Source organism: Granulicatella sp. HMSC31F03 (assembly GCF_001807725.1).
In the GTDB taxonomy this organism is placed as follows: domain Bacteria; phylum Bacillota; class Bacilli; order Lactobacillales; family Aerococcaceae; genus Granulicatella; species Granulicatella adiacens.
Genome location: NZ_KV790866.1, coordinates 37,270 through 56,854 on the forward strand (window position 1 = coordinate 37,270; position 19,585 = coordinate 56,854).

The window sequence follows — 19,585 nt, forward strand, 5'->3', positions numbered from 1 at the left end:
GTCTCCTTTCCAACGAAAGAGGCACTGCAATCAGTCCCTCTTCGTTCTACTAAATCATAATAATTTATTAGTAATTGCGATCGATTCATAACGAATTTTCTCGCACTATTTTATAACGGCTTGACCTCCTAGCTTTGGCGTCCACTTCGTTAAGCTTCGTAAAATCTTCTCGATTTTCCTCTCCTTAACTCCAGTGTTCCAAAGCTGAGCAGTCGGTCTCGCACTATTTGGATAACGGCTTGAAAATTCTGAATCGACGTGCGTCTCCCGAAACATCCGCTCGACTATTCTAGTCGCTTACGGTGTTCCGGTCCAACGGTTCGATTCATAACGAATTTTCTCGCACTATTTTCTTTTAATCTCGACCATTTCGTACGCTTCAATGATATCATCTACCTTGATGTCGTTGTAGCCGTCAATCATGATACCGCACTCGAATCCAAGTTTAACTTCTTTAGCGTCATCTTTGAATCGTTTTAAGCTTGCTAATTCTCCTTCGTAAATAACAATGTTATCACGGATTAAACGAACTGAGCTTGAGCGTTTAACAACACCTTCTAATACATATGAACCAGCAATTGTTCCAAGTTTTGAAACAGTGTATGTTTCACGAACGATTGCTTGACCAGTAATTTTTTCTTCAAACTCTGGATCTAACATACCTTTCATCGCTGTTTCAATTTCATCTATTACATTATAAATGATGCGGTGTAAGCGAATATCTACTTGATCAGATTCCGCTTGTATTTTCGCTTGTGGCGTAGGTCTCACGTTAAATCCGATGATAATCGCGTTACTTGCTGTTGCAAGAGTAATATCGCTCTCGTTGATTGCCCCTACAGCTGTATGAATAATCTTCACGCGAACGCCTTCAACTTCAATCTTTTGTAAGCTTGATGCTAATGCTTCAACAGAACCTTGAACGTCAGCTTTGATAATCACGTTAACTTCTTTCAATTCTCCTTCTTTCAATGTAGAGAATAAGTTGTCTAATGTAATGCGGCTTGAAGCGTTACGTTGTTCGATTAACGCACGTTTTGCACGTTCTTCACCGGCAGCACGAGCAGTCTTTTCGTCTTCAAATACTACGAAGCGGTCCCCGGCTTGAGGTGAAGCGTTAAGACCTGTAATTTCAACTGGAGTCGCAGGTAAAGCAGTTTTCACACGGCGTCCTTGGTCATTCACCATTACACGAACACGACCAAATGTGTTACCCACAACGATTGGATCCCCAACTTTAAGAGTTCCTTCTTGAACCAATAATGTTGCGATAGGCCCTTTTGATTTGTCTAAACGTGCTTCAATTACAGTACCTAAAGCTAATCGGTTAGGATTTGCTTTCAATTCTTGAACTTCAGCTACTAATAGAATCATTTCTAGTAATTCTTCGATGTTTTGGTTGAATTTTGCTGAAATCTCAACGAAGATTGTGTCCCCACCCCATGCTTCAGGCACAAGTCCTAAATCTGAAAGTTCTTGCATCACACGTCCAGGGTTTGCTGCTGGTTTATCGATTTTGTTCACAGCAACAATAATTGGAACGTCTGCCGCTTTCGCATGGTTAATGGCTTCAATTGTTTGTGGCATTACACCGTCATCGGCTGCTACTACAATAACAGTGATATCAGTGATGTCTGCACCACGCGCACGCATTGTTGTGAAAGCCGCGTGACCTGGAGTATCTAAGAACGTAATCGGTTTTCCATCAATTTTGATTTGGTACGCACCAATATGTTGAGTAATTCCCCCTGCTTCTCCCGCTACAACTGAAGAGTTACGTAATTGGTCAAGCAATGTTGTTTTACCGTGGTCAACGTGTCCCATGATAGTTACAACTGGAGGACGTACAGTACTTTCAACGTTTTCAGAAGCTGCTTCTTCAAAATATACATCTAAATCAGAAATATCTTTTTCGATTTTTTCTTCAGCATCCATACCGTAGTCAGCCGCCAATAATTCAATAGCGTCTTTTGATAGACCTTGGTTTAATGTTGCCATTACGCCTAGTAAGAATAATTTTTTGATGATTTCTGCAGGTTCACGTTTGATTTTCTTCGCTAATTCAGCAACAGTCATACCATCTGTGTATACTAATACATCTGGTAATTCATGGAATTTACGTGCAGGAACAGCTGGTTTAGTTTTTTGTTCATCACGACGGTTTCCTTTTTTACCTTTTTGGTTGCGGTTTTTCTTGCTAAAGCCATCATTGTTAGAATCGCTATAACGTTGTTGATTTCTTCTGTCATTATTACGATTGTTTCTTGGTGATTCAAAACGATTGTTGTTATTGTTTTGTTTTTGGTTATTACGAGGACGTTCTGCTTGTCCTTGTTGGTTTGAATGAGCTTCAGTGCGTGCTGTTTCTTTCTTAAATGAAGGACGGTTTCCATTCGCATTTTGTTGTTTTTGATTTGGACGTTCTTGATTTCTCTTATCATTTTGGTCATGACGTCTTTGGTTGTGAGAATGGTTTCGTTCTTGATTTTGTTTTTGATGCCCTTGTTTTGGAGCGCGATCTTCTCTCTTCGTGAATTCTTGCTTAGGAGTTTCCTTTTTAGTTTCAGCTTTTTTCGCTTCTTGTTTTGGAGCAGGTTTTACTTCTTGCTTTGGCGCTTTTGCTGCTGGTTTATTAGCAGGTTTAGAATTCCAGGCTCCTTTAATTTTTGAGATTTCAGATTCTTCCATAGTAGACATATGGCTATTGTATGAAATACCTACTTCTTTTGCTTTTTCAATAATTTCTTTACTAGCCACATTCAATTCTTTCGCTAATTCGTATACGCGAGTTTTCGACATAGTCTCACCTTCCTATTCGTTCATATCGTTAAATCCCTTCATCTTCAGTAGACTCTTTGTAAACCCTCGATCATCAATTAAAACGATAGAACGTCTTTTGCCAATCGCTAAAGACAATTCATCTGTTTCAAATTGCTGAACAAAAGGAATTTCATAATATTCACATTTGTTTTTGATTTTTTTAACCGTGTTTGCACTACAATCTTTGGTACAAATCACTAAATTTCCTTTTTGTCTTTGAATACTTTGGATAACTTGCTCCTCGCCACTAATGAGCTTACGAGCAGCTGTTGCCATTCCAAGTAGATTCAAAGCTCTTTGTTTAACGAGCTCTTCCATCACTAAACAACTCTTTTCTTGCTTTTTGATGTTCTACATAAGCGAGAAGCTCTTCATAAAATGCATCTGGAATTTCAATTTCTAATTGTTTTTCAAACAGACGATTTTTCCAAGCTTTCTCAACTAAAGTAGGTTCAAGAGTAATATAAGCGCCACGGCCGTTTACTTTACCAGTTGGATCGATTTGCGCAACACCTTCAGCATTACGAACAATACGAACCAACTCTTTCTTCGGCATCATTTCACCAGAAGCGATACAACGGCGCATCGGAATCTTTTTCTTTTTCATCGTGCACCTCCTGTATTTTATTCTTCTTCAGAAGAAGCTTCTTCTGTTTCTTCAACGACTGGATTTGCTAAGTTTTCTAAATACTCTTCATAAGCAGTTTCAGATTTAATATCAATACGGTATCCTGTTAATTTTGCTGCTAGGCGTGCGTTTTGACCGCGTTTTCCGATTGCTAAAGAAAGTTGATGGTCAGGAACCACGACGATACAACCGTTATTATCCGAATTAAATTCAACTTTCAACACTTGAGCTGGATTTAAAGCATTTTTAATATAGATTGCTGGATCTTCATTCCATTCAACAATATCCATATTTTCACCATTTAATTCTTCAACAATGTTATGAACTCGTTGCCCACGTGGCCCTACACATGTACCGACTGGATCCAAGTTAGCATCGTTAGTACGAACTGCAACTTTAGCACGATCTCCCGCTTCACGTGCAATAGATACGATTTCTACTACACCATCATAAATTTCAGGAACTTCTTGCTCAAATAAACGTTTTAATAAATCTGGATGCGTACGACTCACAAAAATTTGAGGTCCTTTAGTAGTGTTATCTACTTTAGAAACTAAAACTTTGATTCGTTGATCTGGTAAGTACTCTTCTGTAGGAATTTGATCTTGTTTCGCCATTCCAGCCACAATACGTCCAAGATTCACATACACATAACGGAAATCTTGACGATCTACAACACCCGTCATGATTTCATTTTCGTATTGAATGAATTCATTGTAGATATTTGTACGTTCAGCATCACGAAGACGTTGCATAATTACTTGCTTCGCTGTTTGAGCAGCAATACGTCCGAAGTCTTTTGGAGTTACTTCAAAGCGAATTTTATCTCCAACTTCATAGGCTTTATGCTTTTCGTGTGCTTCTTCAAGACTGACTTCTAGCGTTGAATCGAATACATATTCAACTACTTCTTTTACAGCATATACATGCATATTTCCTTTCTTTTGGTCAAACTCAACTTCTACATTTTGTGCTTGTCCATAGTTTTTCTTATACGCAGACACTAATGCTGCTTCTAAAGCTGTAATCACGACATCTTTAGAAATTCCTTTTTCTTCTTCGAGAACTGTTAATGCTCTAAGCATTTCTTTACTCATGTGTTTACTCCTTTACTCCTTAGAATTTAATTGCTAGACGTGCTTTCGCAATGTTTTTTCGTTCAATGGTAAATTCTTTTGTTCTTGTTTTGATTTGTACGTTCAACGTAACGGTTTCCTCGTCAACAGAAAGAAGGGTTCCTTCAAGGAATTTTTCACCTTCAATGTTTTGATAAAACGATAAGTGTACATACGAACCAATAGCTGCTTTTAATTCTCCCTCATTTCTTAATGGGCGTTCTGCACCAGGTGAAGAAACTTCTAGGAAGTATGCCTGTGGAATTGGATCTGGATTTTGAGCATCAAGAATCTCACTGAATTTTTCACTCATAAAAGCACAATCATCTAAATCGATTCCACCTGGTTTATCCAAGTAAAAACGTAGAAACCAATTTTTTCCTTCTTTAACAAATTCTAAGTCGAATAACTCAAAGCCTTCTTTCTGAATTACCTCTTTAGTAAGCTCGGTTACCGTCTCAGTTACTTTACTCATAGCCTCAACCTCCTTATTAATCGAGTCCATGTCGATAAAAAGAGTGAGCGTTTCCGCTCACTCTCCTCTCAACTACTATTCTACTGTTTCAGTATATCATATTATTTGCGAATTTCGCAACTATTCTGATATTAGAACAAATCATCAAATAAGGATAATTGGTTTTCATCCGGCAGATGGTCTAAGACTTTATTTTCTGTCATATAATCAATTAAAGTCTTAGAAACTTTACCTCGAGTAGCTAAATCTTTCTTAGATAAGAAAGGTTGTTCTTGTCTAGCCTCAACGATTTTATTCGCAACGTTCAGTCCTAATCCTTGAATTGCTCTAAATGGAGCAATCAAAGAGTCGCCTTCTATCACAAAATTACTTGCCTTAGACTTATCAACATCCACCATCTTAAAGTGGAATCCACGTTCTACCATCTCGTTAGCAAGTTCAAGAACCGTTAACAAGTTTTGTTCCTTCGCACTAGCTTCCATTCCTTTTTCCCTAATTTCTTTAATTCGTTTCTTAATCATCTCTTTTCCTTGAGACATTGCAACGATATCAAAATCTTGTGCACGCACTGAGAAATAAGCGCAATAGTATAACAATGGTTTATGAACCTTAAACCAAGCTACACGTAATGCCATTAAAACGTAGGCCGCGGCATGGGCTTTCGGGAACATATACTTAATTTTTAAACAAGATTGAATATACCATTCAGGTACATTATTTTCTCTCATGATAGCCTGGAAGTCATCAGGAATCCCTTTTCCTTTACGAACACCTTCCATAATTTTGAAAGCTACACCTTCTTCAACGCCTTTATGGATTAAGTACACCATAATATCGTCACGACATCCAATAACTTCAGAAAGTGGAATATTATGAAGTCGAATTAATTCTTCGGCATTTCCAAGATACACGTCCGTACCATGGGATAGACCAGAGATTTGAAGGAGCTCCGTAAAAGTGTTTGGTTTTGTCTGTTCAAGCATCCCTCGAACGAATTTTGTACCAAATTCTGGAATCCCAAGAGTTCCTGTATTCGAGTCAATTTGTTCGGGTGTAACACCTAAAACTTCAGTACCACCGAAAATTTTCATTACTTCTGGATCATCTGGTGGAATTGATTTTGGATCCATTCCTGATAAGTCTTGCAACATACGAATCACGGTTGGATCATCGTGTCCAAGAATATCTAGTTTTAATACATTATCGTGAATCGAGTGGAAGTCAAAGTGTGTTGTTCTCCATTCAGCACTTAAATCATCAGCTGGATATTGAATTGGTGTAAAGTCGTACACATCCATGTAATCCGGAATAACAATAATCCCTCCAGGATGTTGGCCTGTACTTCTTTTCACGCCAGTACAACCATTAGCAAGTCTTTCAATTTCAGCTTGTCTGAACTCTAATCCTAAATCTCTTTCGTATCCTTTCACATACCCAAATGCGGTCTTATCAGCAACGGTACTAATAGTTCCTGCACGATATACGTAATCTTCCCCGAATAATACTTTTGTATAGTTATGGGCTTGTGGCTGATATTCCCCACTAAAGTTTAAATCAATATCGGGAACTTTATCTCCGTAGAATCCTAGGAAGGTTTCAAACGGAATGTCGTGTCCATCTTTCACCATCCTCGTATTACATCTTGGACAGTTTTTTTCAGGTAAGTCAAAACCAGACCCAACTGATCCATCATCAAAGAATTCTGATAATTGGCACTGTGGACATCTATAGTGAGGTGCTAACGGATTCACTTCGGTAATTCCAGTTAAAGTAGCTACTAAGGATGAACCTACCGATCCACGTGAACCGACTAAATAACCGTCTTGATTACTCTTTAATACAAGTTTTTGAGCAATTAAATAAATTACCGAAAAACCATTTCCAATAATACTCTTTAGCTCTTTTTTAATACGATCATCCACAATTTTAGGAAGAGGGTTTCCATACCATTCATGGGCTTTATCATAACTTAGTTTAGTTATCTCATCCTCTGCTCCTTCAATTTTTGGAGTATATAAATCATCCTTTACAGGTGTAATTTCCTCTAATTGTTCGCTAACCCAATTAGAATTTGTAACGACTACCTCATAAGCTTTTTCTTCTCCAAGAAATGCGAATTCTTTCAACATTTCATCTGTTGTTCTTAAATGAGCATCAGGATACTCTTGTGGAACTCCATTGTTGACTGAAGTTAACAGTATTTCTCTATAAATCTTATCTTCAGGATTTAAATAATGAACATTCCCAGTTGCCACAACTGGTTTTCCAAGTTCATCCCCTAATCTCACTAAGTTTTGGATAATTTCTTCTAAGTGGTGTTCATTTCGAATTAATTCTTTTTTTATAAGAGGACGATAAATAGCTTTTGGCATAATCTCGATGTAATCATAAAACTTCGCTTTTTCTTTGGCTTCGTTATACCCTTTTTGCATCATCGCTTCAAAAACTTCACCTTCAGAACACCCCGAACCTAGCAAGAATGAATCTCTTCGACTAGAGAGCATGCTCCTTAAAATACGAGGAACTCGGTAATAGTACTGAATGTTCGATTGAGAAACCACCTTGAATAACTCTTTTAATCCAGCTTGATCTTTTGCAAAAATCGTCGCATGAAAAGGACGGCCATTCTTAAACACTTCTTCAGGATGAATATTTGTATTTAATTCATCATGATATAAAAGTTGATGGTCATTTGCTGCTTCTTTCAAGAAAATGTGACATAAATAGCCCGTTGTTTCAGAATCATATACGGCACGGTGGTGTTGTTCTAAAGCAACATTATAACGTTTTGCAAGTGTATTTAAACGGTGTGATTTCAATTGTGGATGAAGCATACGAGATAATTCTAAAGTATCGATAACTGGCTGTTCAGTTCGCTCAATTCCAACATTTTCATAGCCTGTATTTAAAAAGCCCATATCAAAGCTAGCATTATGCGCAACTAAGATACAATCTTTAGAAAATTCATGGAATTCTTTTAACACTTGTTCAACAGATTTAGAACCTCTGACCATATCGTCGGTAATCCCCGTTAGTTGAATCGTTGTTGCAGATAATGGATGACCAGGATCAATAAATTCTTCGAACTTGTCAATTACAACACCATTCTTCATTTTGACAGCTGCTAATTCGATAATGCTATCATAAATTGCAGAAAGCCCTGTTGTTTCAACGTCAAAAACTACATAAGTCGCATCTTCTAATAAAATATGTTGAGGATTGTATGCTACATTCACATGGTCATCGACAATGTTTCCTTCTAAACCATAAAGAATCTTAATTCCGTTTTTCTTTCCAGCACCATGAGCTTCAGGATAAGCTTGTAAATTCGCATGATCTGTAATCGCAATCGCCTTATGTCCCCATTTAGCAGCTTGACTTATTAAATCACTTGGAGAATTCGTTGCATCCATTACAGACATATTCGTATGCATATGTAATTCAACACGTTTTTCTCCTTCAAATGTATCCTTTCTTCCTTCGTGTTTAACTAAATTCATATCACGAATGATCATTCCCAGTTCTTGAGAATATTTATTAACCTCAATACTACCAAACGCCTTCACCCAGGTTCCTTTTTTTAATCCTTCTAACGCGGCTTCATCTTCAGGAGTTGAAGGAAATAAAGTAGCGCTGATTGATGAAGTGTAATCTGTTAGTTTAATATTTCCGAAAAGCTTTCCTTTTGCTTTCCCTCTGCGAAGTTCAATATCAAAAATTTTGCCTTCAATAACTACATTTCGTTCTTCTTCAAAAATATCAGCAATGGCTCTCGTTCCAGAATTAGATTTGATGAGCTTCCCATAAATGACGCCGTCCTGCTTGGATGAAGTTGGCATAGACTTATTCTTTGAGGAAAAAGTCGTCATCATTTGTGCGTTCTTTTGAGCTTCATTAAAATCATCCTGAATTTGCTGTTCCTTTTGTTCAAAAAGCTCCGTCATCTTTTCATGCATTTCATCATCTAGTTGGATGTGAATTCCTACTTTTGGAAACCCAACTTCCATATATGCTTGCTGAATCTTTGGAATACAGTTTTTGACTAAGTGAGTTTTCGTTAATTCATTTGGACAATGAATTTGAATTAGATTATTTACAAACTTCGGTGTTTGTCCTAACAATATTTGATGAGAAACGGATGATTCATCCTTTATAGCATCAAGTATATAAGCCCAATAATCCTGAATTAAAGTTTCATTGACAAACACGTTTTCTTCAGTTGTTATAATTGCTTTTGCTCCACCAAAACGTTCGTAATTTTTACTCAATAATTCAGTAAACAATTGAAATTTTTCAAAGAGAAAAATATTTGGATTATGAATATGGAAAATCCAGTTTTGATTTGATTTTGAAATGTCAATTCGTAATAACTTAGCGTCATCAAAATCCGGTGAGAAAACATTAACATCAGCAATATCAAATTGTTCAATTACTTTTTTCATTAAATCCTTATGTGATTGGCTCATTGTTTCCTCCTTTTTTTACATAAGAAGAGTGTTCTACAGATGTAGAAACACTCTTAGGTTAATTAAATAATTTCATAATATCATTCCAAGTAACAAGAAGCATTAACGCAAAAAGGAAGATAGCTCCTGCAATCGTTAAATAGCCCTCTTTTTCAGGATCTAATGGTTTCTTTCTTATTCCTTCGATAAAGTTTAAAACAAGTTTTCCTCCATCTAAAGCAGGAATTGGTAAAAGATTCATTACTCCGAGATTCGCACTAATCATTCCCATAAATGAAAGTAAGTCTATTAAACCATTCTTAGCAACCTGTGAGGTCAAACTGTAAATAGCCACTGGTCCACCAAGTTGATTTAAATTAAAACCTTTAGTAAAAATTGATCCTAATGCAGACAATACCAACACAATTACACTGATTGTTTGCGTAAATCCATATCCAAGAATCGATAAAATACTATTATCTAAAGTTCTAGTTACACCTAGTTGGCCTATTTTACTTCCGTTCTGACCTTCAACTGATTTTGGAGTGATACTGACATTTTTTGTATCACCATTTCTTTGAATTGTCATCGAAAGAGTCTTATCCGCGCTTGAACGAACAATTGAAGTCATTTCATCCCATGAGTGAATATCTACTCCGTCAATCGAAATGATTTTATCCGATGTTTGAAGTCCCGCTTCATGAGCAGCTGATTGATCACTAACTTGGCCAATTACAGGATCATTAGAAGGTACTCCACCTTGCATAAAACCTACGATAATAAAAATGATGATGGATAAAATAAAATTATTCATTGGCCCTGCAGCATTCGTTTTAATTCGATTCCATAAACTGGCAGAGTTAAATTGACGTTCAATCGGTGCGACAACAACCTCCGTACCATCACTCTCAATGATTGTTGCTTGCTTAGAAACCGTTAAATTTACTTTTTCTTCTGAATTGACAAAGTAGCCACTTAAAGTCATTGAACGATGCAAATCAGCTTCTTCTATTTGGAAAGGGACTGAATTTTCAATGATTAAATGTTCATCAAAGTTTAGTTTTTGAACAATATTTTCTTTATCCAATTCAATAGTAATCATCATTCCAGGTTTAATTTCTTGTTCATCCTCATCATGACCTGCCATTCTAACATAACCACCAATTGGCAATAATCTTAATGTATAAACCGTTTCACCTTTACGAACCTGAAAAATTTTTGGCCCCATTCCGATTGCAAATTCTCTAACTAAAATTCCAGCTTTCTTAGCAAAATAATAGTGACCAAATTCGTGAATTATAACAATAACACTAAAAACAAACAAGAATGCAATAATTGCTTGCAACTCTTTCACCTCTCTTAATTATTTCCAAAGAATTTATAAATAATTTGGAACATAAACATTGCAAAAAATGTAGAATCAAATCGATCTAAGACTCCACCATGTCCAGGAAATAGTTTTCCCGAATCCTTGACATTAAACTGTCTCTTATATGCAGACTCTACTAAATCTCCCAACTGTCCAAAAACTGATAAGCTAACGATTAATAAAACAAACTCTAAAACGGAAAAATTAACTGGATTATAGAATGGTACAACTAGTAATCCTAATCCTAAAGAACCAATCACCCCTCCAATAGAACCCTCAATTGTTTTATTCGGACTGATATCAGGTGCTAATTTATGTTTTCCAAATTTTCGTCCAAAAATATAAGCAAAGGAGTCTGTCCCCCAAATGATTAAGAACACAAAAATTGCCATTCCAAAACTAATACTTCTTACAAATAAAATCCCTGAAAAACCTCCACCAACGTATAGAGAAATGAGGGAGCAAAAAGCAGCATCTTCAAATGAGAATCGATCACTTTTATATACTGTTAGTGTCATTAATAGCATGACTATAAGGAAATAAATGAAGAAATAATCTATTCCTCTAGGTAATGCTACTAGCGGTCTTTGTGAAAATAAAAATGACAATGTTGCTAATAAAGTTAATACACCTTCAACAGAAAATATGTTCATTTTTTTCATTTGGAAAAATTCATAAATCCCAACAGTAGATAATAAAAGAAATAGTGTTCGAAGGCCTATTCCACCTTCATATAATAACGGAAGAAAGATTCCCAAAGCGATTAAAGCAGTAATAACTCTTTTCCCCATCTAAGCAAGTCCTCCATAACGTCGATGTCTACTCTGATATGTTTGAATAGCTTTATGCAAATCGTCTTCAGAGAAATCAGGCCAAAAGATATCCGTAAAATAGTATTCACTATAAGCTAATTGCCATAGTAAAAAATTACTCAATCTAACTTCTCCGCTCGTACGTATCATTAAGTCAGGGTTTTGTAATTCTCCTAAAAATTGAGTTTGTAAATGCGATTCAAAAATAGCCTCATCAATATTTTCGATTTCCAATTCGCCTTGTTTTACAAGCGTAGATATTGCCTTCGTTGCCTCAATAATTTCAGCACGCGAACCATAATTCAAAGCAAATGTTAAAACCATTCCAGTATTATTTTTGGTGTCTTCTACAGCTTTTAAAACAATGCTTTTTGTTGCTTCAGGTAATTCATCAATAAACCCAATTAATTGAATCTTCATATTTCTCTCTTGGAGCTCTGGCATGAATGTTCCAAAAAAATCACCCGGTAATTTCATTAAAAAACTGACTTCTTCAGTTGGTCTTTTCCAATTTTCAGTACTAAAAGCATATAAAGTCATTGCTTTCACGCCCAATTCATCAGCAGCAATAGCAATTCTTTTAACAGTGCTCATTCCCTCTTTATGTCCTGCTATTCTAGGAAGATTACGTTTTTTCGCCCAACGCCCATTTCCATCCATAATAACGGCAATGTGTTTTGGGATATTATTAGAATCTAAAGAAATTATTTCCGTTGCATCTTCTTTCTTTGATTGTTTCTTCCAAAAAACCATGGCATCCATTCCTTTTCATGTATTTCCTTTCTATTGTAACAGATGTTGCAGTTCTTTTATAGTATTCTATTTTCAAGATTAAAAAAAATATAACCTACTGAATACATTGGTTTATAAAGGGAAAAATGTTATACTTATAGACAGATTTATGAAACAAATAAAGGAGTCATGCCATGATTACTATGAAGGATATCGTGCTAGAGGGACATCCTGCTCTAAGAAAACGTGCAGAAAAACTTACCTTTCCTCTTTCACCTGAGCATCAAGAATTAGCTAAAGAGATGCTTGAATTTTTACATAACAGCCAAAATCCTGAAATTGCAGAAAAATACGGATTACGCGCAGGTGTCGGCTTAGCAGCACCTCAACTTGGAAAAAGCATTCAAATGATTGCTCTACTCGTTCCAGGTTTTGAGGAAGAAGAAGCGATTTTAGATGAAGTCTGGATTAATCCTCGTATCATGAGAGAATCCGTTAAAAAAGCTTGTTTGAAAGACGGAGAAGGATGCTTATCTGTTAATCGTGAAGTTCCAGGTATAGTACTTCGCCCAGAACGGATTACAGTTAAGTATCAAGATGTTAACGGTGATGAATTTGTTCGTACTTTAAATGATTATGAAGCCATCGTAGTTCAACATGAAATTGATCATTTAAATGGCGTTATGTTCTATGATCATATTAACCAGTCACAACCAATGTATATCCCTAAAGGAGCCGTTGTCATTGGAGAATAAGAAACCCATTCTGGTGTTTGATTTAGACGATACTTTATATTCTAAAAAGAAAGTATTTTTGGATACTTTAAAAGAAATCTATCCAAATACTTCATTTGACGAGAGTTCGTATAAAATTTATCAAGAGAAAAGTGATGAAGCTTTTGAATTGTTTTCTAAAGGAAGTATATCATTAGAAGAGAATCATTTCTCACGTGTTCAAAATACGTTAACAGCTTTAGAGTTGCCCTCTTCATCACAAGAAACGATGACTTTTAAAAAACAATACCAGTTTATGATGGATCATATCCAATTAGATAAAGATTGGTTCTCATTTTTCGATTACCTATCACCAAGAGCCAGTTTAGTTCTTCTAACCAATGGACCAACAGACCACCAATTAAAGAAAATTCATTCACTAAACTTATATAAATGGTTTACTTCAAAAAATATTTTCATTTCTGAAGATACAGGGGTTAAAAAACCGGAACCTGAAGCTTTTATAAATGTTGAAAGATTATTTCCTAATAATTCTCCATCAAAATTTTGGATGATTGGCGATGATTTGAAAAACGATATTTTTGGTGCTAAACAAAGAAATTGGAATACGATTTATTTCAAGTATGAAGAAACCATACAGTCTCTAATGAGCTCTCCTCTTTCAACTCCCAATCAATTATTAGAAAAATTGCTAGACGAATGTTCTTTCGACTTATAAAACTATGAAAATAGAAGCATTCTATGCTAAAATATGATAGAAACATTATGAAAAAAATTAAAGGAGTACATACATGATTTTTAAAATTACTTACCAACCAACAAAAACAGAGGCTCCACGTCGTGAGAACACAGAAGCTTTGTATATCGAAGCAAGTGACAAGGTAGAAGCCCGCCGCCTTGTTGATGAAAATACTGAATACAACGTAGAGTTCATCCAAGAGCTAGATGAGAAACACCTAGCTTACGAAAAACAAAACCCAGAATTTAAATTAACGGTGTTCAAATAAAATGAAACCAAATATTAAAAACAACGAAACGGGCGTATTTGCTTTTGGCGGTTTAGGCGAAATCGGTAAAAACACTTATGGCGTTCAATTCCAAGATGAACTTATCATTTTGGATGCCGGTATTAAATTCCCTGAAGATGATTTACTCGGAATCGACTACGTGATACCCGATTATAGTTATATCGTTCAAAATATTAATAAAGTAAAAGGGCTATTTATTTCACATGGACACGAAGACCATATTGGTGGGATTCCTTTCTTAATTAAGCAAGCGAACATCCCTATTTATGCGACGAAACTTGCGATGTCTTTAATTCGAAATAAATTAGAAGAACACGGACTTTTAAGAGATGCGATTCTTCACGAAATTGATGAAGATAGCGTGATTAAATTCCGTAAAACACAAGTGAGTTTCTATCGCACGACCCACTCTATTCCAGATGCATTTGGGATTGTGATTAAGACTCCTCCAGGAAATATCGTGTTTACAGGTGACTATAAGTTTGACTTCACTCCAGTTGGAGAACCAGCGAATCTTCACCGTATGGCACAAATTGGTTCAGAAGGTGTCCTTGTTCTCTTAGGAGACAGTACAAACTCTGAAGTTCCTGGATTTACTCAATCTGAACAAGTTGTTGGAAAATCAATTAAAGAAATTATCCAACGTGTGGATGGACGAATCATTTTTGCGACATTCGCTTCAAACGTTTCTCGTCTAAAACAAGTAACAGATGTTGCTGTTGCAACTGGACGTAAATTAGCTGTATTCGGACGTAGTATGGAAGCTAGTTTCCGAACTGCTAGAGAATTAGGCTATATTCAAGCGCCAGATGATACTTTTATTGATGGACGAGAAATCAATCAATACCCTTCTGAGAAAGTCATTATTTTATGTACAGGCTCTCAAGGGGAACCAATGGCGGCCCTTAGCCGTATCGCTAACGGGACTCACCGTCAAATCTCTATTCAACCTGGAGATACAGTCATCTTCTCTAGTTCACCAATCCCTGGAAACACTTCAAGCGTTAACCGCGTCATCAACCTTCTTTCAGAAGCTGGTGCTGAAGTCATCCACGGTAAAGTTAACAATATTCACACATCTGGTCACGGTTCTCAAGAAGAACAAAAATTAATGCTTCGCTTAATGAAGCCTAAATACTTCGTTCCAGTTCATGGTGAATATCGTATGCAGAAGATTCAAGCGAACCTTGCAACTCAAGTGGGAATTCCAAAAGAAAACTCATTTATCTTAAGCAATGGTGATGTTCTTGCAGTCACAGCTGACTCAGCGCGCCGAGCTGGTCACTTCTTTGCCGGAGATGTTTACGTTGATGGTAACGGAATTGGTGATATCGGAAACATTGTTTTACGAGATCGTAAGACACTTTCTCAAGACGGTTTAGTTATCTGTGTAGCTACTGTTGACTATGAAAACCGTGAACTAGTGGCTGGTCCAGATATGCTCTCTCGTGGATTTATCTACATGAAAGAGTCTGGTCAACTTCTAAATGAAGCACAAGCTATCCTTCGTGATGAAATTGAAGAATTGCTTTTGGACACTGAAGAAGTACTAAACGAACGTTCTCTCAGAAATAAAATCACAGACGTTTTAGGTCCTTTCTTATTTAAGAAAACGGAACGTCATCCAATGATTCTTCCAGTAATTCTAGGAGTTACTGAGGCAGATACTTTAGAATAAATAAATTAAGAGGTGTACCGCAATCGCGGTACACCTCTTTTCTATTGAACTTAAACTAGCTGTTATAGTTTACTTTCATTATTGGAGTACTTTTTGAACATCTTCAATCATTAATTTAGTAGATTGTAATCCACCACCGCTGAGATACCATAAGTCAGAAGTTAATTGGATGACACGGTTATTCTTTACAGCGTTTGTTTCTTTGAATAATGCATTATTTAGAACTGTGTCTGCATTTGAGTTATCTCCTCCAATTGCTAAAGTTCTGTTTAATAAAATAATAGTATCAGGATTGATTTCTTTAATCCCTTCAAAACTCATTTCTTGTCCATGACGACTATCTTCAATCTTAGCATCAGTTGCTTTGAATTTGAGTGATTGATAAAGGAATGCAAAACGTGAATCTGCGCTAAAAGCGGACATCTTCCCTTCGTTAAGCATTAAAGTCAATGTTTTATTGGTTGATTTCTCATTCACATCAGCCACTTTCTTAATCGAAGCTTCTAGTGATTTAATTTCTTCCTCTGCTTTTGTCTCAGCCTCTTTACCAAATAGTGATGCTACCAAGCGGATGTTTTTAGACACCGAATTCCAGTAGTCTTTTTGGTCCACTGAGAAAATAACAGTTGGTGCGATTTCTTTTAATTGGTCTAAATATTTAATCGTACGACCTGAAGCGATGATTAAATCGGGTTCTAATGCAGCAATAGCCTCAATATCTGGTTCCACCATTGATCCTGTTGGTTGGATACTTGATGGTAAATCTTTTAAGTACGCAGGCAAAGTTTTTAAAGGCATCCCTACAATATGATCGACAAAACCAAGTTCGCGAATTGTATCGGCAACTCCTAAATCAAATACAACAATTTTCTTTGGTTTTGTTTTAACAGTTACGTCTTCTTTCCCGTTAGTAAGAGTCACTTCACTCTTTTCTTCTGCTGCAGCAGCTTGAGTTTGAGTCGTAGCTCCATCTGTTTTTGTTGTTTGTCCGCAAGCTGCAAGAATCAATACAGCTACTAAACTAATTAAAGCTAAAATTTTTTTCATTCTAATTCTCCATTCTTAATAATACATATTTTTTTGCCATTCATTTCAACCACTTCTAGTGGAATTTCATATAAAGCTGATAACACATCATCTTTCATCACTTTATCGACTGTATCATGGATGATACAGTTTCCATTTTTAAAACAACCAATATCATCTGAAAAATTACTTGCCATATTTAAATCATGCATCACAATCACAATCGATTTTTCTCTTTCGTCGACTAAGAATCGTAATAAATTCATTACTTCATACGCTTGCTTTAAATCGAGATGATTTAATGGTTCGTCCAGTAAAATCCATTCTGTATCCTGAGCTAAAACCATCGCAATGAGCGCTCGTTGGTACTGCCCTCCAGATAAAGTTCCAATGTCCTGTGTTCTAAAAGAGGTAAGATTTGTATTCACTAGCGCCTCTTCTACAATACGCTCGTCCTCTTTGGTAATTTTCCCTTTCGTATAAGGGAAACGACCAAAACGAACAAATTCTTCAACTGTCATACTGACATGTACCTGCTGATTTTGTTTTAAAACGGCAAGTTCTTTTGCTAGTTCTGTTGAATTCCACGCCTCAACTTCTTGTCCGTTAATATATATAAACCCTTCATCTTTCGGCAGAAGTCGACTCATCATCCCAAGAAGTGTTGATTTCCCGGCGCCGTTTGGTCCAATAAAAGAAGTCAGTCGATGTTTTGAGACTTCTAAATCCACATGATCAACAACAGGATGACGATATTTTTTTGTAACACCTTTAAGCTGCACCAGGATTCTCTCCTTTCACTAATAAGACTAAATATAAAACTCCACCAATCCCTTCAATAAACACGCTAATCGGAATCGTAAGTTGGAATACGCGCTCAACAATTAACTGGGAAGCCATCACAATCGCAAGGCCTAAAATAGCTGAAAACAACCATAAAATACCATGCTTATACTCTTTCGTTAACTGGTAGGTTAAATTGGCAATCATAAAGCCTAAAAATGGAAGTGGCCCTACTAGAATCGTTGATAAACTTGTCATAATAATCACGATAACAATCACTATATTACTGAGTCGTTTCGTATCGATTCCTAACATCTTTGCACCATCAACACCTAAATGAAGAGCATCGAGTTGATGTCGTATTTTATAGAAAATGACCATTAAAAGGATGAATAATCCAATCGCTACACCAATCATCATTGGTTGTGCATTCATTTTTTGGAAAGATGGATAAAGCGAACTTTGTAATTTATCAAACTCGTTTGGATCCATTAATACTTGTAAGAACGTACTTGCATTTCGAAAAAGCATCGAAAACGCCATTGTTAGTAGCAATAACACTTTGAAGTTCGATAGCATCATTCCTTTTGACGCATTCATTAAGAGCAGAAGTAAAATAATTTGAATTCCAATTGTAACTGCATAGATGATAACGGATTGTTCTACTTTTACTCCAAGTAAACTCTCAAAATAATAGAGACCACTTTGAATAAAGACGAATAAACTTTCAATCCCTAAAACACCCGGCGTTAAAAATCGATTTTGCACAACGGTTTGAAAGCTAATCGTCGAAATCGGAATAGCACAAGATACAATCACCATTACAAGTAGTTTCAATAAGCGACGTTGCATAATAAAGTTAGAAACATTTGTACTATTCTTCGTCGGAATTAGTAAATACGCCGCAATTAATAAGACGATGATTACACAGAGGATTCCTAATAAAATTTGTGTTTTCTTTTTCATAGGTCTCCTCCCCTCTTTTCCAGGCGAATCACTTGGAAAATAAAGAGTGCGGCCCCAAGAATACTTAAGATGATACTTACGGAAATTTCGTAAGGCGCAATCACTAAACGCGCGAGAATGTCACAACTCAATACAAGGCAAGCTCCAACGAACATTGTGAGTGGTACTAAATCCTTCATCTGAGATCCAAAACGAATGCGTACAATGTTTGGAACAATCACACCTATAAACGGTAAACTGCCCACTGTAATCATTGTTACGCTCGTTGTTAATGCGATTAATACTAATGTTAAGGACTCCATTCGTTTAACAGGAACCCCAAGATTTCTACTGATATCTTCCCCCATGCTGACCACTGTATAATAATGGGCAAATACAATACTAAGGACCAGAACAAATAAACATAAGTAAAGCCATTCATACTGATTTGTTTGAATCATCGAAAACGATCCTTGCATCCATGACGATAGACTTTGGACTAATTGAAATTGATATGCAATAAACTGTGTACATGCTCCAATGACTCCGCCAAAGATTAGACCAATTAAAGGAATCATCCATTTTTGTTTTATAGACAGATGGTGCTGTAAGGCGACAAAAAGGGCCGAGAAGCCAATCGCAAAAACAAAAGATGTTGCCATTTTTTCTAACAGACCAGGCGATGGGAATAATAATAAACTCATCATCAGTCCAAGTTTTGCAGCATCGACAGTCCCTATTGTACTTGGCGAAGCAAACTCATTTTGAGTGATCGTCTGCATTAATAATCCAGATACACTCATCGCCGAAGCTGATAATAAAATGCTGAATAATCTTGGAACCCTTGATTGCCAAAATAGTTGAGTCGCACTTTCTCCTCCACTAAACAATTCATTCCAAGAGAAACTAGACGCTCCGACTGAGAGCGAAATAACGCTTAAAAAAACTAATAATATGAATAAATAAATAACTCTTTTCATTTTCTCTCTTTCTAA

Annotated in this window: 17 protein-coding genes; 4 read left to right on the forward strand and 13 right to left on the reverse strand. The window is 36.3% G+C overall.

Going from position 1 to position 19,585, the window contains the following annotated elements:
• Positions 1-345 precede the first annotated feature (345 nt).
• The 9 genes from infB to HMPREF3106_RS06700 form a co-directional block, all read right to left on the reverse strand.
• Positions 346-2,799, reverse strand: coding sequence for a translation initiation factor IF-2 (infB, locus tag HMPREF3106_RS06660; protein WP_049555492.1), 2,454 nt, complete (start codon positions 2,797-2,799; stop codon positions 346-348).
• Between the two features lie 12 nt (positions 2,800-2,811).
• Positions 2,812-3,138 (reverse strand): L7Ae/L30e/S12e/Gadd45 family ribosomal protein, encoded by a 327-nt coding sequence (locus HMPREF3106_RS06665; RefSeq protein WP_005605555.1) that lies wholly within the window; start codon positions 3,136-3,138, stop codon positions 2,812-2,814.
• Positions 3,122-3,427: an RNase P modulator RnpM gene (gene rnpM, locus HMPREF3106_RS06670; protein ID WP_048712070.1), complete on the reverse strand. Its 306-nt coding sequence runs from the start codon at positions 3,425-3,427 to the stop codon at positions 3,122-3,124. Before rnpM ends, HMPREF3106_RS06665 begins: the two co-directional genes overlap by 17 nt.
• Before the next feature lie 17 nt (positions 3,428-3,444).
• Complete coding sequence (gene nusA, locus HMPREF3106_RS06675; RefSeq protein WP_005605559.1) at positions 3,445-4,545, reverse strand: transcription termination factor NusA; 1,101 nt, start codon at positions 4,543-4,545, stop codon at positions 3,445-3,447.
• Positions 4,546-4,564: 19 nt separating this feature from the next.
• Positions 4,565-5,038 carry a ribosome maturation factor RimP gene (rimP, locus tag HMPREF3106_RS06680; protein WP_070445265.1) on the reverse strand — a complete coding sequence of 158 codons (474 nt, stop codon included), beginning with the start codon at positions 5,036-5,038 and terminating at the stop codon, positions 4,565-4,567.
• A 131-nt stretch (positions 5,039-5,169) separates the two neighbouring features.
• Positions 5,170-9,504 (reverse strand): PolC-type DNA polymerase III, encoded by a 4,335-nt coding sequence (locus HMPREF3106_RS06685; RefSeq protein WP_070445268.1) that lies wholly within the window; start codon positions 9,502-9,504, stop codon positions 5,170-5,172.
• A gap of 58 nt (positions 9,505-9,562) precedes the next feature.
• Entirely contained in the window at positions 9,563-10,828 is a 1,266-nt protein-coding gene (gene rseP, locus HMPREF3106_RS06690) for an RIP metalloprotease RseP (RefSeq protein WP_049555490.1), read from the reverse strand.
• Between the two features lie 14 nt (positions 10,829-10,842).
• The gene (locus tag HMPREF3106_RS06695) at positions 10,843-11,643 is read right to left on the reverse strand and encodes a phosphatidate cytidylyltransferase (RefSeq protein WP_049555489.1); all 801 of its coding nucleotides are present in this window, start codon (positions 11,641-11,643) and stop codon (positions 10,843-10,845) included.
• On the reverse strand, positions 11,644-12,426 hold the full coding sequence (locus tag HMPREF3106_RS06700) for an isoprenyl transferase (RefSeq protein ID WP_070445272.1): 783 nt from the start codon (positions 12,424-12,426) through the stop codon (positions 11,644-11,646).
• Positions 12,427-12,590: 164 nt separating this feature from the next.
• On the opposite strand from HMPREF3106_RS06700, the gene def reads away from it, so the two are divergent.
• The 4 genes from def (at position 12,591) to rnjA (ending at position 15,836) form a co-directional block, all read left to right on the forward strand.
• Positions 12,591-13,151: a peptide deformylase gene (gene def / locus HMPREF3106_RS06705; RefSeq protein ID WP_070445275.1), complete on the forward strand. Its 561-nt coding sequence runs from the start codon at positions 12,591-12,593 to the stop codon at positions 13,149-13,151.
• Positions 13,141-13,848, forward strand: a complete 708-nt coding sequence (locus HMPREF3106_RS06710) for an HAD family hydrolase (protein WP_070445278.1) — start codon at positions 13,141-13,143, stop codon at positions 13,846-13,848. The genes def and HMPREF3106_RS06710 overlap by 11 nt, the downstream gene beginning before the upstream one ends.
• A 73-nt stretch (positions 13,849-13,921) precedes the next feature.
• Positions 13,922-14,137: a DNA-directed RNA polymerase subunit epsilon gene (locus HMPREF3106_RS06715; RefSeq protein WP_005605573.1), complete on the forward strand. Its 216-nt coding sequence runs from the start codon at positions 13,922-13,924 to the stop codon at positions 14,135-14,137.
• 1 nt (position 14,138) lies between these two features.
• Entirely contained in the window at positions 14,139-15,836 is a 1,698-nt protein-coding gene (gene rnjA / locus HMPREF3106_RS06720; protein ID WP_005605575.1) for a ribonuclease J1, read from the forward strand.
• Positions 15,837-15,914: 78 nt separating this feature from the next.
• On the opposite strand, the gene HMPREF3106_RS06725 is transcribed toward rnjA, so the two are convergent.
• From HMPREF3106_RS06725 to HMPREF3106_RS06740, 4 genes are read right to left on the reverse strand one after another with little or no spacing between them, the layout of a single operon-like run.
• Complete coding sequence (locus HMPREF3106_RS06725; protein WP_070445281.1) at positions 15,915-16,883, reverse strand: siderophore ABC transporter substrate-binding protein; 969 nt, start codon at positions 16,881-16,883, stop codon at positions 15,915-15,917.
• Positions 16,880-17,647 (reverse strand): ATP-binding cassette domain-containing protein, encoded by a 768-nt coding sequence (locus HMPREF3106_RS06730; RefSeq protein WP_070445284.1) that lies wholly within the window; start codon positions 17,645-17,647, stop codon positions 16,880-16,882. Before HMPREF3106_RS06730 ends, HMPREF3106_RS06725 begins: the two co-directional genes overlap by 4 nt.
• Positions 17,634-18,611: an iron chelate uptake ABC transporter family permease subunit gene (locus HMPREF3106_RS06735; RefSeq protein WP_070445287.1), complete on the reverse strand. Its 978-nt coding sequence runs from the start codon at positions 18,609-18,611 to the stop codon at positions 17,634-17,636. Before HMPREF3106_RS06735 ends, HMPREF3106_RS06730 begins: the two co-directional genes overlap by 14 nt.
• Positions 18,608-19,570: an ABC transporter permease gene (locus tag HMPREF3106_RS06740; RefSeq protein WP_070445290.1), complete on the reverse strand. Its 963-nt coding sequence runs from the start codon at positions 19,568-19,570 to the stop codon at positions 18,608-18,610. The genes HMPREF3106_RS06735 and HMPREF3106_RS06740 overlap by 4 nt, the downstream gene beginning before the upstream one ends.
• Between the last annotated feature and the right edge of the window lie 15 nt (positions 19,571-19,585).

Bases quoted from the DNA above. Each gene is read 5' to 3' on its own strand.
- def (WP_070445275.1), top strand. From the start codon at position 12,591: ATGATTACTATGAAGGATATCGTGCTAGAGGGACATCCTGCTCTAAGA.
- infB (WP_049555492.1), bottom strand. From the start codon at position 2,799: ATGTCGAAAACTCGCGTATACGAATTAGCGAAAGAATTGAATGTGGCT.
- HMPREF3106_RS06695 (WP_049555489.1), bottom strand. From the start codon at position 11,643: ATGGGGAAAAGAGTTATTACTGCTTTAATCGCTTTGGGAATCTTTCTT.
- HMPREF3106_RS06735 (WP_070445287.1), bottom strand. From the start codon at position 18,611: ATGAAAAAGAAAACACAAATTTTATTAGGAATCCTCTGTGTAATCATC.
- HMPREF3106_RS06740 (WP_070445290.1), bottom strand. From the start codon at position 19,570: ATGAAAAGAGTTATTTATTTATTCATATTATTAGTTTTTTTAAGCGTT.
- HMPREF3106_RS06665 (WP_005605555.1), bottom strand. From the start codon at position 3,138: ATGGAAGAGCTCGTTAAACAAAGAGCTTTGAATCTACTTGGAATGGCA.
- rnjA (WP_005605575.1), top strand. From the start codon at position 14,139: ATGAAACCAAATATTAAAAACAACGAAACGGGCGTATTTGCTTTTGGC.
- rnpM (WP_048712070.1), bottom strand. From the start codon at position 3,427: ATGAAAAAGAAAAAGATTCCGATGCGCCGTTGTATCGCTTCTGGTGAA.
- nusA (WP_005605559.1), bottom strand. From the start codon at position 4,545: ATGAGTAAAGAAATGCTTAGAGCATTAACAGTTCTCGAAGAAGAAAAA.
- HMPREF3106_RS06685 (WP_070445268.1), bottom strand. From the start codon at position 9,504: ATGAGCCAATCACATAAGGATTTAATGAAAAAAGTAATTGAACAATTT.
- rimP (WP_070445265.1), bottom strand. From the start codon at position 5,038: ATGAGTAAAGTAACTGAGACGGTAACCGAGCTTACTAAAGAGGTAATT.
- HMPREF3106_RS06700 (WP_070445272.1), bottom strand. From the start codon at position 12,426: ATGGATGCCATGGTTTTTTGGAAGAAACAATCAAAGAAAGAAGATGCA.
- HMPREF3106_RS06725 (WP_070445281.1), bottom strand. From the start codon at position 16,883: ATGAAAAAAATTTTAGCTTTAATTAGTTTAGTAGCTGTATTGATTCTT.
- HMPREF3106_RS06715 (WP_005605573.1), top strand. From the start codon at position 13,922: ATGATTTTTAAAATTACTTACCAACCAACAAAAACAGAGGCTCCACGT.